The following is a 15,352-nucleotide window of genomic DNA, read 5'->3' as shown; positions in this document are numbered from 1 at the left end:
ACCATGCGCGTCTCCACCAGCTGGATCCAGCAGCAGTCCGTCGGCAGCATGATGAACCGGCAGAGCGATCTGTCCGATCTCAACACGCAGCTCAGTACCGGCAAGCGGATCAACCAGCCGTCCGACGATCCGGTCGGCGCGGCGCGTGCGCTGGACATGTCGCACCTGATCGCCGACTCGGCGCAATACCAGCGCAACATCACCTCGGCCAACGCGCGGCTGGGCCTGGAAGACCAGACCCTGTCCAACACCGGCAACGTGCTGCAGCGCGTGCGCACCCTGCTGCTGCAGGCTGCCAACGGTAGCCAGACCGACGGCAGCCGCGGCGACATCGCCGCCGAACTGTCGCAACTGCGCGGCCAGATGCTGGGCCAGGCCAACAGCACCGACGGCCAGGGCGAATACATTTTCGCCGGCAACCGCACCGGCACGCAGCCGTTCGTCTCGGGCGACTCGGTCAGCTACCTCGGCGATGACGGCCAGCGCATGGTCGCCGCCGGTCCCGGCCTGCAGGTGGCCACCGGCGACGCGGGCAGCGCGGTGTTCATGGACATCCCCACCGGCAACGGCACCTTCGCGGTGAGCGCGGCGGCGGCCAACACCGGCTCGATGGTGGCCGGCGCCAGCAGCGTCAGCGATCCGTCGGCCAGTCCGTCGGCATGGGATGGCGGTGCCTACAGCATCGTGTTCACCGCCGCCGATGCGTACGAAGTGCGCGATGCCGGCGGCGCCGTGCTCGACAGCGGCAGCTATGACCCGGCCAAGGGCGGCAGCGTCAGCTTCCGCGGTGCGCAGGTCGCTTTCAGCGGTACACCCGATGCCGGCGACAGCTTCGCGCTCGGCGCCTCGGGCAAGCAGGACGTGTTCACCACGCTGGACAACATCATCAAGACGCTGCGCATGCCCAACGGCGGCGACGCGCCCATGCAGAACGCGCTCAATACCGAGTTCGCCAATCTCGACCAGGCGCTCGACTCCATCACGCGCACGCGCGGCCTGGTCGGCGCGCGCATGAACGCGCTGGATCAGCAGGGCGCGCTCAACGACGACCTCACCTTGCAGTACAAGACGTCGCTCTCCGACGTGCAGGATCTGAACTACTACGACGCGATCAGCCAGCTCGGTGCGCAGACCACCGCGCTGCAAGCCGCGCAGCAGACGTTCACCAAGATCCAGGGTTCAAAACTTTTCGATTATTTGCGTTGACAAGGCTCAAGTTTTCGTGTGACGGGTCGAAACAGCACACAAGGCGGATGCATTCAATGGTGAATCCCCGCCGGATTGTCTGAGCCGACCAATGTCGGCATACCAACTCGATTCGGAGAATTCCCATGGTCATGAGCGTCAACACCAACATCAGCTCGCTGAATGCCCAGAAAAACCTGGCTGCCTCGCAGAGCAAACTGAGCACCGCGATCGAGCGCCTGTCCTCGGGCATGCGCATCAACAGCGCGAAGGACGATGCCGCCGGCCTCGCCATCTCGACCCGCTTCACCACCCAGATCAACGGCCTGAACCAGGCCGTCAGCAATGCCAACGACGGCATCTCGCTGGCGCAGACCACCGAGTCGGCGCTGAACGAGGTGACCAACAACATGCAGCGCATCCGCACGCTGGCCGTGCAGTCCGCCAACGCCACCAACTCCGACTCCGACCGCGCTGCGCTCGATGCCGAAGTGCAGCAGCGCCTGGCCGAGATCACCCGTATCTCGCAGCAGACCACCTTCAACGGCCGCCATGTGCTGGACGGCAGCTTCGGTTCGGCCGCGTTCCAGATCGGTGCCAACGTCGGCGAGACCATTTCGGTCAACCTGAGCCAGGGTGCGGGTTCGGCGCAGGTGGGCAAGATCGCCTCGGCCGCGAGCGCGACGGGCGTGTTCACTGCCACTTCGGCCACGACGGCCGTCGTCGGCACCGCCGCTGTGACAGTAGCCTCGGCCACGGCGGCCACGGACTTCACCTTTGCGGGCGTGTCCGTCAACGTAGCTGCCAACGCCAGCGGCACCTATGCGACCATGGCCGCCGATGTGCAGGGCCAGTTGGACGCAGACTCCAACGCGGCGGGCAAGTACACGGTCACCGATTCTGCCGGTGGTCTGGTGATCACCCAGAACACGGCCACCACCGATGCAATGGCCGTGACTGCCGGCACCAATGCGGCCGTTGGCGCCGTCACCGCCGGTGTCACCGGCGTGGCCGTCGGCGACGCGACCCCGCTGACCCTGGGCTCCGGCGAGTTCACGCTGCAGGCCGGTTCGGGTTCGGCGGTCGGCATCGAAGGCACGTTCAACGACGCCGCTTCGCTGGCGGCCGCGATCAATGCCAAGGGCATCGCCGGTGTTTCGGCCTACGCCGACGCCACCACGGGTGTGCTGCACCTGGCCTCGCAGGAAGCGCTCACGGTCGGTGGCTCCAAGGGCACCGGCGTCCTCGGGTTCAGCGCCACGAACACCGTTGGCGGCGACCTGGCCAGCGCCAACGTCAAGTCGGTGGCCGGTGCCAATGACACCATCAGCCGCATCGACTCGGCGCTGGGCACCATCAGCTCCATGCGCAGCGACCTGGGCGCGGTGCAGAACCGCTTCACCTCCACCATCGCCAACCTGCAGACCATTTCGCAGAACCTGAGCGCGTCGCGCAGCCAGATCCAGGATGCCGACTTCGCCGCGGAGACCGCGAACATGTCCAGCGCCAACATCCTGCAACAGGCCGGTGTCTCGGTGCTGGCGCAGGCCAACGCCACCACGCAGAGCGTGTTGAAGCTCCTGCAGTAACTGCTTGACCCGAAACGGCCGCGGACAGTCCGCGGCCGTTTCCCTCATTACGGGAATCGACGTCCATGGCTATCACGGTAGGCTCCACCACACCCACCACGGGTTTGCTGACCTCCATGGGCGTGGGTTCCGGCCTGGATGTCGCCACCCTGGTGGACAAGCTGGTGGCCGCCAAGAAGGCGCCGCAGCAGAACCAGATCACCAACCAGGCTGCCCTGGCCAATACCCAGTTGTCCGGCCTGGGCCAGGTCAGCGCCGCGCTCTCCGCGCTGCAATCAGCCATGGCCTCGATCACCGACGGCAGCGCCTTCAATGCGCGCACGGTGACCGCCGCCGACACCGACGTCCTCGGTGCCACGGCCTCCGGCACCCCGGTCAGCGGCAGCTACAAGATCGACGTCACCCAGCTGGCCACCGCGCTCAAGGCTTCCTCCGGCGCGTTCGCCGACAGCAGCGCCAAGGTGGGCACTGGCACGCTCAGCCTCACGGTGGATGGCAAGTCGATGAGCCTGGATCTCACCGATGCCAACAACTCGCTGGCCCAGGTTCGCGACGCCATCAACAAGGCCAGCGACAATCCCGGCGTCAGCGCCACCATCGTCACCGGCACCGACGGTGCGCACCTGGTGCTCAGCGGTACGCGCACCGGCGCGGCCAACGGTTTCGTGGTGAGCAGCAGCGGCGGCGACGGCGGCCTGGCCGCACTCGACTACGATGCGGCCGCCGGCAGCGGCAACGCGCTGACCGTCATCACCGCCGCACAGGATGCGAAGTACAGCATCGACGACGTAGCCGGCCACAGCGCCGGCAACAGCGTCAGCGGCGCCATCGACGGCCTGACCCTCAACCTGGTCGCTTCGGGCCAGACCACGCTGACCGTGGCCAACGACCCCGGCAAGGGCAGCAGCGCGCTGAGCAACCTGGTCAATACCTACAACAGTTTCGTGGGGATCTACCAGAACCTCACCAAGTACGACGCCACCAGTGGCACGGCCGGCGCCATGATCGGCGACGCCACCATCAACGGCATCAACAGCACGCTCTCGCGGCTGGTGGGCGGCGTGGCCAACGGCACCTCGCTGGCCGCGCTGGGCATCTCGCTGCAGGTGGACGGCACACTGAAGCTGGACAACGACAAGCTGACCCAGGCGATGAGCGACGGCGGCAAGCTCGCCAGCCAGTTGTTCGGCGGCGATACCGGCCTGGCCGCCCAGTTGAACGGCCAGCTCGACCAGTGGGTCGGCACGAACGGCACGCTGGCCGGCCGCACCAGCAGCATCAGCCAGCAGCTGAGCGCGCTGAAGGACCAGCAAGCCACGCTGGACAGCCGCATGGCCGACCTCACCGCGCGCTACCAGGCGCAATTCACCGCGCTGGACACGCTGATGAGCAAGCTCAACAGCACCAGCAGCTACCTGCAGCAGCAGTTCGACGCGTTGAACAACATCAACAAGAAGTAAGGGCAGGAGACGATCATGGGATTCGGTTACGGCGCAGGCGCCTACCAACAGGTTCGTTCGCACGGCGGCGTGGAGTCGGCCGACAAACACGGCCTGATCACGTTGTTGATGGATGGCGCGCTGGAGCGCCTGGTGAAGGCCCGCGCGCACATGATGCGCGGCGAGACCGGGCCCAAGGGCGAGACCATCAGCCGCTGCATCGAGATCATCGGCGGCCTGCGCGATGCGCTCGACCGCAAGGCCGACCCGAGCCTGGTCGACCGCCTCGATTCGCTCTACGAATACATGAGCCGGCGCCTGCTGCAGGCCAACCTGCGCGACGACGCCAGCATCATCGACGAGGTCAGCCGCCTGTTGCAGCAGGTGCGCGACAGCTGGGTGCAGATCGCCCCGGCCCCGGCCGGTCGCACGGTGGGAGCGTAAGGTGTCGCCCCCGGTCATCGCGACCGCCTCGGCGTTGACCAGCGCGCTGGTCATCACCCGCGCGATGCTCACCGCCGCCCGCCGGGAAGACTGGGAGCAGCTGCTGCAACTGGAAGAGGCGCGTGCACCGCTGGTGCATCGCCAGCATGGCGACGACGCAGTCACCCAGGCCCAGCTCGGCGAGATCCTGGCCTGCGATCGCCAACTGCAGGCCTTGCTGGGCAGCGCGCGCGAGGCGCTCGCCCACCAGTGGCAGCGCGAGCGAGACCGGGCCCAGGCCATCGCGGCCTACGCGCAGGCCTGAGCCGCCCGGCGGTGTCATCATGCACGGCAGGTCGCCTGCGCCAGACAGGCGTTGCCGCCAGCGCCACCAGCCGACATCCGGGAGCCGCACGATGAACAACGCCAGCTGGAACGAGTTCGAGCAGCGGGTCAGCATCGAGGAGCTGCTGCACGTGGCGATCGAGCCGCTGGCCTGGCCGATGTTGCAGGCCCAGGCGCAGGCCCTCGCCGAGAGCAACGGCAATGCCCTGGCAGCCATCGCCGCCCTGGAAGAACGCCGCATGGAGTCGGCCGACGACGACAATCCGCTGATGCAGGAGATGCGTCGCATGGATGCCAAGCTCACCGCGCTGGTGGAGATCGTCGATCGCCTGCTGGTGCCCCCGGGCACACTGCCGGCCCGGCACCTGGTGCGGATCAACGCGCGCGGTGCGGTGCTCGGTGCGGACCTGCCGTTGCCCGGCGACGCGGTCCTGCTGAGCCTGCGTTTCGACCACTGCCGCAGCCTGCCGCTGGAACTGCCCGCGCTGCGCGAAATGCAATTCGACGATGGTCGAACATTCGTTCGTTTTCCCACGGTGAACGAGGCATTGGGTGACGCAATTGAGCGCCTCGTTTTTCGCCATCACCGACGCAAAGTGGCAGAAGCGCGCCAGCTACCTGGATGAAGCCGGGCACGACGACCGGTCGCGCCAGCGAAGCCGCCGTCGACTCGTGTGATCCAGTTCGCAGATTGGCAAGTCCGTGCATCGGAAGCCCCCTGCGGCAATCGCCGTGGAATTGGCTCGAATGTTTGCGTTGAATAACGCAGGGTTATGGGAGCGTTTTCGTCGTTCCTTGCTGCGTCAGTGAGTTACAGCGCGCAGCTCGATCACGCAGAGGAACGTTCACGCCGCCGGCTTCCGGTGCGCGTCATTTTGTCGGCGCGAGCGCGCCGGAAACTGGCCTCCTTGTTGCAACCGGCTCATCAGCCCGGCGACGAATCGCTGGCGGTGACGAAATATGGCCATGCCGGAAGTTGGGTCAGCCAACGATGCAGTACGGAGAGAGAGATGCAGCAGTTCGATTTTCTGGTGATTGAATCCGATGCGGCGCGAGTCAATGCGGTGATGTCGGCGCTCCACTTCCTCGGTTACCACCCGCAGCACGGCGCGCAATGCGCACATACCGACGAGTCTTCCCACGCATGGCGCGCGGTATACGTCGGCGGCATCGACGACGTGGCCGAGGCCGAGCGGCAGTTCGCCCTGCTCGGCGCCAGCGCCGCGCACATCCCGGTGTTGCTGGCCGAGGACTCGCCCTGGGCGCAGCGGCTGGGCGCGGCGAAATCCCCGTTCGCCGGCCGTACCGCCACGCTGGCGTTCCCGCTCAGCTACGAGAAGCTCACCGAGGCGCTGCGCAATGTATATGCACGATTGCTCGGCGGCCGTTCCGGCGGGCTGCGCTTCGTCGGCGACTCCGCGCCGATGGTGCGGGTCAACGGTTTGATCCGCCAGGTCGCGCCGTTCGATTCCAACGTGCTGGTGCTTGGCGAATCGGGCACCGGCAAGGAGATGGTGGCCCGCGCCATCCACGAGAACTCGCCGCGTCGCGACAAGCCGTTCGTGGCGATCAACTGCGGCGCGATCCCGCCGGAGCTGCTGGAAAGCGAACTGTTCGGCCACGAGAAGGGCGCCTTCACCGGTGCCATCAGCGCCCGCAAGGGCCGCTTCGAGATGGCCGAGGGCGGCACCCTGTTCCTCGACGAAATCGGCGACATGAGCCTGCCGATGCAGGTGAAGCTGCTGCGCGTGCTGCAGGAGCGCGCCTACGAGCGCGTCGGCGGCAACAAGACGCTGCATTGCGACGTGCGCATCATCGCCGCCACCCACCGCAACCTGGAGCAGGCGATCGCCGAAGATCGCTTCCGCGAGGATCTCTATTACCGCCTCAGCGTGTTCCCGCTGGAGCTGCCCTCGCTGCACGAGCGGCTGGAGGACCTGCCCACCCTGATCGCCGAGTTCAACCTGCGCGGCGCGCGCCGCGGCCTGGGCGTGGTGCGTTTCAGCACCGGCGCGATGCAGTCGCTGCGCGCCTACCCGTGGCCGGGCAACGTGCGCGAGCTGTCCAACCTGGTCGAGCGCATGGCCATCCTGTTTCCGCACGGCGAAGTGCGCAGCAGCGACCTGCCGGCGAAGTACCGCGGCGCCGCGCTGGCCGGCGAGGAACACGGTGCCGCGGTGCTGGCGATGATGGGCGAAGAGCCCGCGATCGCCGGCATTGCCCTGCAACCGGCGGCCGAATCCGAACGCCTGCTGCCGGAAGAAGGCCTCGATCTGAAAGACCACCTTGCCGACATCGAAGTGGGTCTGATCCGCCAGGCACTCGACGCCACCGGCGGCGTCGTCGCCCACGCTGCCCGCCTGCTCCACATGCAACGCACCACCCTGGTGGAGAAGCTGCGCAAATACGGACTGCAGAACAGCATGGCCGCCTAGCGGCCGGAATTCGGAACAGCAAGAGCCGCCGTGTCGCTGCTTCTGCAAATCTCCAATGTCGGCCCCACTGGCACGCCTCCTGCAACCACCCCCGAGAAACCCGCCACGCGTCGGGAATACGTCATGAGGACGCACCGCGATGAGCACGATCGACGTCAACAACCTGCTTTCACAGATGCGCCAGATGTCGGCGCAGGTGCGCGCGCCGCAAGCGGTGGCGAAGATCGCACCGACCGCGGCACAGCCGGACTTTTCGTCGGTGTTGAAGGAGTCGGTGTCCGCGGTGGGGCGCAACCAGATGGAAGCCGGCCGCATGGCCGCCAGCTTCGAGCGCGGCGATCCGGGCGCGGACCTGGGCCGCACCATGATCGCGGTGCAGAAGGCCGATCTCTCGCTGCGCACGATGGTCGAGGTGCGCAACAAGTTGGTCGATGCGTACAAGGAAATCATGAACATGCCGGTGTGATCCCGGCGCCCCGCTGACCCCGCTTACCCCATACGAGCAACACCATGGCCGACAACGCCATCGCGGCGCGCGACAACGACGCGCCGCGACAGGACCCCCTCAAGCAGATCGCCCGCAGCCCGGCCGCGCGCCAGGCGCTGTTGCTGGTGGCGATCGCCGCCGCCGTGGCGCTGGGCGTGGCGGTGGTGCTGTGGTCGCGTGGCCCGAACTACGGCCTGCTCTACGCCGGGCTGGACCAGAAGGACGCCGCTGCGGTGGCGCAGGAACTGCAGGCGGGCAACACGCCGTTCCAGTTGAGTGCGGACGGCTCCTCGATCATGGCGCCGGCCGCCGACCTGGCCGGCCTGCGCCTGAAGCTGGCCAGCAAGGGCCTGCCGCGCGGCAGCGCCAGCAGCAGCGTGATGCCTGCGTCCGACTCGCCGTTCGGCATGAGCGACCTGGCCGAGCGCACCCGCTACCAGCAAATGCTGGAGAGCGATCTCAGCGCCACCATCGGCGGCCTGCAGTCGGTGCGCGCCGCGCGCGTGCATCTGGCGATGGCCAAGCCGTCGGCATTCATCCGCGACAACCGCGAAGCCAGCGCCTCGGTGCTGGTCACGCTCTATCCCGGTCGCCAGCTCGACGCCGGCCAGGTCGCCGCGATCGTGCACCTGGTCGCCTCCAGCGTGCCCGGGCTCGACGCGCGGCAGGTGTCGGTGGTCGATCAGCAGGGCCAGTTGCTGACCACCGATCCGAGCAGTCCCGCCGCCGTGGGTGACGATCGCCTGCGCATGGCCACGCGCATCGAGAACACCTACGCGCAGCGCATCGAGGAACTGCTCACCCCGCTGGTCGGACCCGGCCGCGTGCGCGCGCAGGTCTATGCGGATCTCGATTTCAGCCAGTCGGAAAAAGCCACCGAAACCTACGGCCACGACCACCCGGCGTTGCGCAGCGAACAGACCAGCAGCGAACGGCGCGGCGGCGCGGGCGGCAACGGCGGCGTCCCCGGCGCGTTGAGCAACCAGCCGCCCAGCCTGGTGGCGCAGCCCACTGCGGCCAACCCGGATGCCGGCAAGGCGAACCCGGCCGCCGCCGCGTCCAGCGCCACGGTGGCCAGCGGCGACGTGTCCAGCAGCGCCACGCGCAACTTCGAACTCGATCGCACCATCAGCCACATCAGCGACCCGGCCGGACGACTGGCTCGGCTCACCGTGGCCGTGGTGCTGGACAACAAACTCGCCGACAAGGGCCCGGCCACCGCCGCCAGCGCCGCCGCTGCGGCTTCCGCCGGCGTGCCGTTCACCACGCAGGAGCTGGAGCGGCTCACCGAGCTGACCAAGAACGCGGTGGGCTTCGACGCCGCGCGCGGCGACAGCGTCAGCGTGGTGAACCAGCCGTTCCAGCGTCCGGTGGCGCCCGATGCGTTGCCCGAGCCGCCGCTGTGGGAGCGGCCCGGCGCGATGGATCTGATCAAGCAGGGCATCGGCGTGCTGATCGCCTTGCTGGTGGCGTTCGGCCTGCTGCGCCCGCTGCTGCGCGGCGTGACCCGCGGCACGTCCGGTGCCAGGGCGCTGCCTGCGCCGAAATCGCAGATCTCGGTGCGCGTGGCCGATGAGCCGGAGGCCGACGAACAACCGGCGCGGCTCGCCGGTGCCATGCCCGCGCTCGAATACGAACAACGCATCGGCCAGGCTCGCCGCCTGGTCGGCGAAAACTCCAGGCAAGTGGCGCAGGTCGTGAGGAACTGGGTAAGCGAAGATGGCAACTAACCAACATGACGCGCCGATCACCGGTGCCCAGCGTGCGGCGATCCTGCTGCTGACCCTGGGCGAGCAGGACGCCGCCGAGGTGCTCAAGCACCTCAGCGCCCGCGACGTGCAGACCATCGGCACCGCGATGGCCGCGCTGACCAGCGTCAGCCGCGAACACGTGACCAAGGCGCTGGACAAGCTCGACGAAGACATCGGGCGGCAGACCTCGCTCGGCGTGGGCACCGAGGAATACATCCGCAAGATCCTGGTCAACGCACTGGGCGAGACCAAGGCCGGCGGCCTGATCGACCGCATCCTGCTCGGGCGTTCCAGCAAGGGCCTGGAATCGCTCAAGTGGATGGAGAGCCGCGCGATCGCCGAGATGATCAACCAGGAGCATCCGCAGATCATCGCGCTGGTGCTGGCGCACCTGGAGCCGGACCAGGCCGCCGAAGTGATCGGCTACCTGCCGCCGCGCGTGCGTTCCGACGCGCTGATGCGCATTGCCACGCTCGACGGTGTGCAGCCGCACGCGCTGAACGAGCTGGACGAAATCATGGAGCGCCAGTTCTCCGGCGGTTCCAAGAAACTCAAGTCCGCCAGCGTCGGCGGGCTCAAGGCCGCCGCCGACATCCTCAACGCGATGGAAGGCAGCCGCGAGACCGAGCTGATGTCGGCCATCCGCAGCCAGGACGAGGCGCTGGGCGAGAAGATCGAAGACCTGATGTTCGTGTTCGAAGACCTGGTCGAGCTGGACGACCGCGGCATGCAGGTGCTGTTGCGCGAAGTGCCCTCGGCCACCCTGGTCACCGCGCTGAAGGGCGCCGAGCCGGAGATCCGCGAAAAGATCTTCGCCAACATGTCCAAGCGCGCCGCCGACATGATGCGCGACGACCTCGAAGTGAAGGGCCCGGTGCGCCTGAGCGAAGTCGACGCGGCGCAGAAGGAAGTGCTCGGCATCGCCCGCAAATTGTCCGACGCTGGCCAGCTCAGCCTCGCCGCCGGCGGGGATGAGTTCGTCTGATGGTCGCCGTGTTCCACAACGCGGCACAGGATTTCCGGCGCTGGGAGCTGCCGGAGGTCGGCAACGACCATCCGCATCGCCGCGCGACCGATCCGCCCGCCCCGCAACCGACCGTGCGCGAGCTGGAGGCGCTGCACCAGCAGGCGCGGGCGGAGGGCTTCACCAGCGGCCACGCCGAAGGGCTGGCCGCGGGGCAGCAACAGGTGCGCGAGCAACTGGCCCGGCTCGGTGCGCTGTGCGACGCCGTCGCCCGTCCGCTGCAGTCGCTCGACGAGCAGGTCGAGAAGGAACTGGCGCGGCTGGCCACGGTGATCGCACGCCGGGTGATCGTGCGCGAATTGAAACTCTCCCCCGAGCTGATCGCGCAGGCCGTGCGTCAGGCCGCGGCCGCGCTGCCCGCCGCCGCGCGCGAGCTGCGCGTGCACGTGCACCCGGACGACCTGGCCCTGCTGCGTGACCTCGGCGCGCTCGAAAGCCATTGGCAACTGCTCGCCGATCCCACGCTGGCGCGCGGCGACTGCCGCCTGGAAAGCGAACGCTCGCGGCTGGATGCACGCGTGGATGCCCGCCTGGCCGCGGTGGTCGATGCCGTGCTCGGCGACGACGCCGGTGACGAGGTTGTCGCCGCCGGGGAGGGCAACGCGTGAGCCACCATCCCCTCGCTGCTGTCCGGAGCAACACACCCCGTCCACGTAGTGGTGCTTGTGCCCCCTCCCCTGCTTGCAGGGGAGGGTTGGGGTGGGGTTGCTCCTGGCAAGCCAGGAGCAAGGTCAAGAGCTTTACCCCCTCCCAACCTCCCCCTGCAGGCAGGGGGGGGAGCGGGTTTCGTGCAGCCCTCCCCTTGATCTCGCCACACACTCCTTGCTGTCCGCTCCATGACGCCTGAGTCCGCCATCGCCGCACGCCGCGAAACGTGGCAGCAGAAGTTGTCCCGTAGGCGCAGTCTCGCCGAGACCGCGCGCACGCTGGTGGTCGAGGGCAGCCTGCGCCGGGTGGTCGGACTCACCCTGGAGGCCGAAGGCTGCGAGGCCGCGCTGGGTGCGCGTTGCCTGGTCGACACCGCCGACGGCGCCACGCTCGATACCGAGGTGGTCGGCTTCGCCGACGAGCGCCTGCTGTTGATGCCGGTAGGCGACATGCACGGCGTGCTGCCGAATGCGCGGGTGCGCCCGTGCGCGCGCAGCGGCGGCTTGCCGGTGGGCGCGGGCCTGCTCGGCCGCGTGATCGGCGCCGATGGCGTGCCGCTGGACGGGCAGGGTCCGCTGGAATCGGACGAGCACGCCGCGCTCAAGGCCGAGCCGATCAACCCGATGGCGCGCAAGCCGATCGACACCCCGCTGGACACCGGCGTGCGCGCGATCAACGCGCTGCTCACCGTCGGCCGCGGCCAGCGGCTGGGCCTGTTCGCCGGTTCCGGCGTGGGCAAGTCCACCTTGCTGGGCATGATGACCAGGTACACCAACGCCGATGTGGTGGTGGTGGGCCTGATCGGCGAACGCGGCCGCGAGGTGAAGGAGTTCGTCGAGCACACGCTGGGCGAGGAAGGGCGGCGGCGCGCGGTGATCGTCGCCGCGCCGGCTGACGCGCCGCCGCTCAAGCGCCTGCGCGGCGCGCAGTACGCCACCGCGATCGCCGAATGGTTCCGCGACCGCGGCCAGCGCGTGCTGCTGCTGATGGATTCGCTGACCCGCTACGCGCAAGCGCAGCGCGAGATCGCGCTGGCGATCGGCGAACCGCCGGCGACCAAGGGTTACCCGCCGTCGGTGTTCGCGATGATGCCGGCGCTGGTCGAGCGCGCCGGCAACGATGCCGACGGCAAGGGCTCGATCACCGCCTTCTACACCGTGCTCACCGAGGGCGACGACTACCGCCACGATCCGATCGCCGATGCGGCGCGCGCGATCCTGGACGGCCACATCGTGCTCTCGCGCGACCTCGCCGAAGCCGGCCATTACCCGGCCATCGACATCGAGGCCTCGATCAGCCGCGTGATGCCGGCGGTCGCCACGCGCGAGCACATGCGCAGCGCGCAACGCTTCCGCCAGATCTATTCCGCCTATCGCCAGCAACGCGACCTGATCGCGGTGGGTGCCTATCAGAAGGGTTCCGACCCGCAGGTGGACCTGGCCATCGAGATGTGGCCGCAACTGCGCGCATTCCTGCAGCAGGAAGTGGACGAACCGATCACGCTCGACCAGGCCATCGAACGCCTGGCCGTGCTTGCCGAACAGGTGCATGAATGAGTTCCCGCGCCGAACGATTGCAACCGGCCGTGGACCAGGCCCGCCAGCGCAGCGAGGATGCGTTGACCCGTTTCGCCGCGCAGCAGCAGCAGCTGGCGCGCGCCGAACACCAGCTGAGCGAACTGCATCGCTATCGCGACGAGTACGCCAGCGGCGGCGACGCCGCCTCCAGCGTCAGCGCCATGCTCAACCGGCAGGCCTTCATCCAGCGCATCGACCAGGCGATCACCCAGCAGGTGGCCGAAGTCGCCCGCCAGCAGCGCCAGCTGGAGCTGGTGCGCGCGGACTGGACCCGCAGCCACGCCCGCGAAAGCGCGCTGGACAGCGTGGTCGCCCATCACGTCGAGAACGAGCGCCGCGCCGAGGAACGCCGCGAGCAGGCCGAACTCGACGAACGTTTCCAGCACCGGCGGCCGTGATGCATCGCGCCCGCCCATCCCGCCTCGGCCACGTGCCTGCGCTCCGGCGCGGCCGTGTTGCCCCGCCAGGAGCCTTCTTGCCATGACTGCCAGCCACGTCGGATCGTTGTCCGCATCCACGGTCGCCGCCAAAGCGGTCGCGAACACGAGCACGTCGGAATCCCCGGGCGCGGCGCCGTTCCACCAGCGCCTGCAGGACGCGCGCGGGCAGGGCGTTTCGTCCGCCCGCGATGCGCACGATGCGCGTCCGCAGCACGGCCCGGACCCGGGGCGCGACCGTCGCGACGATCCCTCGCCGAAGGGGCCAAACGCGCAACTGGCGTCCGCCACCGATCGCCTGGACCCGTCGCGCGAGGCCACCACGCCGCCGCCGGCTGCTGACGCCGCCGCTCCCGCCATGCCGGTCGCCGCGCCACCGTCATCGCACGAGGCGATCGCCGACGTGGCCACCGCGGAGCCGCCCGCCCGTGGCAAGGACGACGACGCCGACGCGGGCGCCCCCGCCCTGGTCGAAGCGATGCTCGCCTTGATCGCTCCCGCGCCGGTCCATCCCGCCGCGCCGGTCGGCGGCGCCGCGTCCGGCATCGTCGACGCCACCGCGGCACGATTGGCCGCCGCGCAGCCCGGGCTTGCGGCGCTCGGTCAGGCTGGCGCAACGGCCGTGCCCGTCACGCCTGCCATCGACCCCGCCGTCATGGCTGCAGCCACCGCCACCCCTGCCGCCGAACTGCTGAAGCTCGACCCGGACGCCACCCGCGAAACGGCGCGACTCGAGGTCGCGCCCAGCGTGGCGCCCGCCGTCGCCCACGCCGCCGCGGCAATGACGCCGGCCGCCGCGCCGGTACCGGTGGCTCCCGCACACGCCTTCGCGCAGGAACTGGGCCAGCAGCTGGCCTGGTTCGTCGGCCATGACGTCAAGCAGGCACGCATCCGCCTGCATCCGGAAGAGCTGGGTTCGCTCGATCTGAAGATCAGCGTGCAGCACAACCGCGTCGATGTGGTGTTGCAGGCCCAGCACCCCGGCGCCGTTACCGCCGTGCAGCAGGCTCTGCCCCAGCTCGACCAGATGCTCGCCCGCCACGGCTTGTCGCTCGGCCACGCCGACGTGGGACAACACGATCGCGGCGGCCAAGCCGGCCATCGCGGGCAGGGCGACGAAATCGCCGCCATCGACGACGTCGCCGGTCCCGGCCAGATCGTCCCGCTGGCCCAGGTCGGACTCGTCGACGCCTTCGCCTGAACCCCGATCCGCGGCGAACAAGCGCGCTGCGTAGGGCGGGCACTGCCCGCCGCTTCTGCTCCCGACGCGAAGAAGGGCGGGCGGTGCCCGCCCTACGGGGTGGCGCCTGGAAGATCGTTGTCTGCGCGTCACGGGCGCGCCTGACGGGATGGCGGCACGCCACCGTTTCGGCACGCGTCAAGAAAGCGCCGCGGCGTCCCCGAAATTGCGCAAATGCATGAATGAAAACAGGTATTCGCGATGGCACGCGGATTGCTTTTGATCTCGTGAGCCGACGACGGCGGCCCCCGATCCCCACACGAGATTCTCCATGAGCAACGACGAAGCACCCGAGGTAGTGGAAGACGAGGAGCAGGCACCGCGCGAGCGTTCGCCCCTGCTGATCGGGATCGTGGTGGTGCTGCTCGTCGCGCTGGCCGGCGGCGGCTACTACTGGCAGTCGCATCGCGCCGCGCCGGACAAGCAGGCGAAGGCGGAGGCGAACAAGCCGGAGATTTTCCTGGCGATGGATCCGGCGTTCGTGGTCACCCTGCGCGATGGCGATGCGCTGCGCTACCTGCAGGTGGGTGTGACCCTGATGGCGCACGACGAGCAGGCCATCACGGTGGCCAAGGATGTCGATCCGATCCTGCGCGACGGGCTGGTTTCGCTGTTCAGCAGCCAGAAGTTCGAGACGGTCAGCGAGACCGCCGGCCGCGAGAAGCTGCAGGCCGACGCGCTGGCCGAGGTGCGCAAGGTGGTCGGCAAGCGGCTCGGTCGGCCGGGCATCGACGCGCTGTATTTCACCAGCTTCGTGATCCAGTAGACGGGA

Annotated in this window: 15 protein-coding genes; all 15 read left to right on the top strand. The window is 68.8% G+C overall.

Annotation, left to right across the window (positions count from 1 at the left end; all coding sequences use genetic code 11):
• Positions 1 to 3 precede the first annotated feature (3 nt).
• The 15 genes from flgL (at position 4) to B1991_RS04210 (ending at position 15,346) form a co-directional block, all read left to right on the top strand.
• Positions 4 to 1,206 (top strand): flagellar hook-associated protein FlgL, encoded by a 1,203-nt coding sequence (gene flgL / locus B1991_RS04280; RefSeq protein ID WP_136257460.1) that lies wholly within the window; start codon positions 4 to 6, stop codon positions 1,204 to 1,206.
• 125 nt (positions 1,207 to 1,331) lie between these two features.
• On the top strand, positions 1,332 to 2,774 hold the full coding sequence (locus B1991_RS04275) for a flagellin N-terminal helical domain-containing protein (protein WP_136257459.1): 1,443 nt from the start codon (positions 1,332 to 1,334) through the stop codon (positions 2,772 to 2,774).
• 65 nt (positions 2,775 to 2,839) lie between these two features.
• Positions 2,840 to 4,234, top strand: coding sequence for a flagellar filament capping protein FliD (gene fliD, locus B1991_RS04270; protein WP_136257458.1), 1,395 nt, complete (start codon positions 2,840 to 2,842; stop codon positions 4,232 to 4,234).
• Between the two features lie 15 nt (positions 4,235 to 4,249).
• Positions 4,250 to 4,657, top strand: coding sequence for a flagellar export chaperone FliS (gene fliS, locus B1991_RS04265; RefSeq protein WP_136257457.1), 408 nt, complete (start codon positions 4,250 to 4,252; stop codon positions 4,655 to 4,657).
• 1 nt (position 4,658) lies between these two features.
• Positions 4,659 to 4,961, top strand: a complete 303-nt coding sequence (gene fliT / locus B1991_RS04260; RefSeq protein WP_246031045.1) for a flagellar protein FliT — start codon at positions 4,659 to 4,661, stop codon at positions 4,959 to 4,961.
• A gap of 91 nt (positions 4,962 to 5,052) precedes the next feature.
• Positions 5,053 to 5,607 carry a PilZ domain-containing protein gene (locus B1991_RS04255; protein ID WP_136257456.1) on the top strand — a complete coding sequence of 185 codons (555 nt, stop codon included), beginning with the start codon at positions 5,053 to 5,055 and terminating at the stop codon, positions 5,605 to 5,607.
• A gap of 384 nt (positions 5,608 to 5,991) precedes the next feature.
• Complete coding sequence (locus B1991_RS04250) at positions 5,992 to 7,416, top strand: sigma-54 dependent transcriptional regulator (RefSeq protein WP_136257455.1); 1,425 nt, start codon at positions 5,992 to 5,994, stop codon at positions 7,414 to 7,416.
• Positions 7,417 to 7,555: 139 nt separating this feature from the next.
• Entirely contained in the window at positions 7,556 to 7,882 is a 327-nt protein-coding gene (fliE, locus tag B1991_RS04245) for a flagellar hook-basal body complex protein FliE (RefSeq protein ID WP_136257454.1), read from the top strand.
• A 44-nt stretch (positions 7,883 to 7,926) separates the two neighbouring features.
• Entirely contained in the window at positions 7,927 to 9,633 is a 1,707-nt protein-coding gene (gene fliF / locus B1991_RS04240) for a flagellar basal-body MS-ring/collar protein FliF (RefSeq protein ID WP_136257453.1), read from the top strand.
• A 16-nt stretch (positions 9,634 to 9,649) separates the two neighbouring features.
• Complete coding sequence (gene fliG / locus B1991_RS04235; RefSeq protein WP_246031050.1) at positions 9,650 to 10,639, top strand: flagellar motor switch protein FliG; 990 nt, start codon at positions 9,650 to 9,652, stop codon at positions 10,637 to 10,639.
• A complete protein-coding gene (locus B1991_RS04230; RefSeq protein ID WP_136257451.1) occupies positions 10,639 to 11,286 on the top strand; it encodes a FliH/SctL family protein in 648 nt (215 codons plus the stop codon). Before fliG ends, B1991_RS04230 begins: the two co-directional genes overlap by 1 nt.
• 228 nt (positions 11,287 to 11,514) lie before the next feature.
• Positions 11,515 to 12,882 (top strand): flagellar protein export ATPase FliI, encoded by a 1,368-nt coding sequence (gene fliI, locus B1991_RS04225; RefSeq protein ID WP_136257450.1) that lies wholly within the window; start codon positions 11,515 to 11,517, stop codon positions 12,880 to 12,882.
• Positions 12,879 to 13,301: a flagellar export protein FliJ gene (gene fliJ, locus B1991_RS04220; RefSeq protein ID WP_136257449.1), complete on the top strand. Its 423-nt coding sequence runs from the start codon at positions 12,879 to 12,881 to the stop codon at positions 13,299 to 13,301. The genes fliI and fliJ overlap by 4 nt, the downstream gene beginning before the upstream one ends.
• An 82-nt stretch (positions 13,302 to 13,383) precedes the next feature.
• Positions 13,384 to 14,541 carry a flagellar hook-length control protein FliK gene (locus tag B1991_RS04215; protein ID WP_136257448.1) on the top strand — a complete coding sequence of 386 codons (1,158 nt, stop codon included), beginning with the start codon at positions 13,384 to 13,386 and terminating at the stop codon, positions 14,539 to 14,541.
• A 310-nt stretch (positions 14,542 to 14,851) separates the two neighbouring features.
• Positions 14,852 to 15,346, top strand: a complete 495-nt coding sequence (locus tag B1991_RS04210) for a flagellar basal body-associated FliL family protein (protein WP_136257447.1) — start codon at positions 14,852 to 14,854, stop codon at positions 15,344 to 15,346.
• Positions 15,347 to 15,352 lie beyond the last annotated feature (6 nt).

It is taken from the genome of Rhodanobacter lindaniclasticus (assembly GCF_004799035.1).
Classification (GTDB): Bacteria; Pseudomonadota; Gammaproteobacteria; order Xanthomonadales; family Rhodanobacteraceae; genus Rhodanobacter; species Rhodanobacter lindaniclasticus.
Note: the sequence above shows the minus strand (reverse complement) of the source record. Positions and strands in the feature narration are given on the sequence as shown.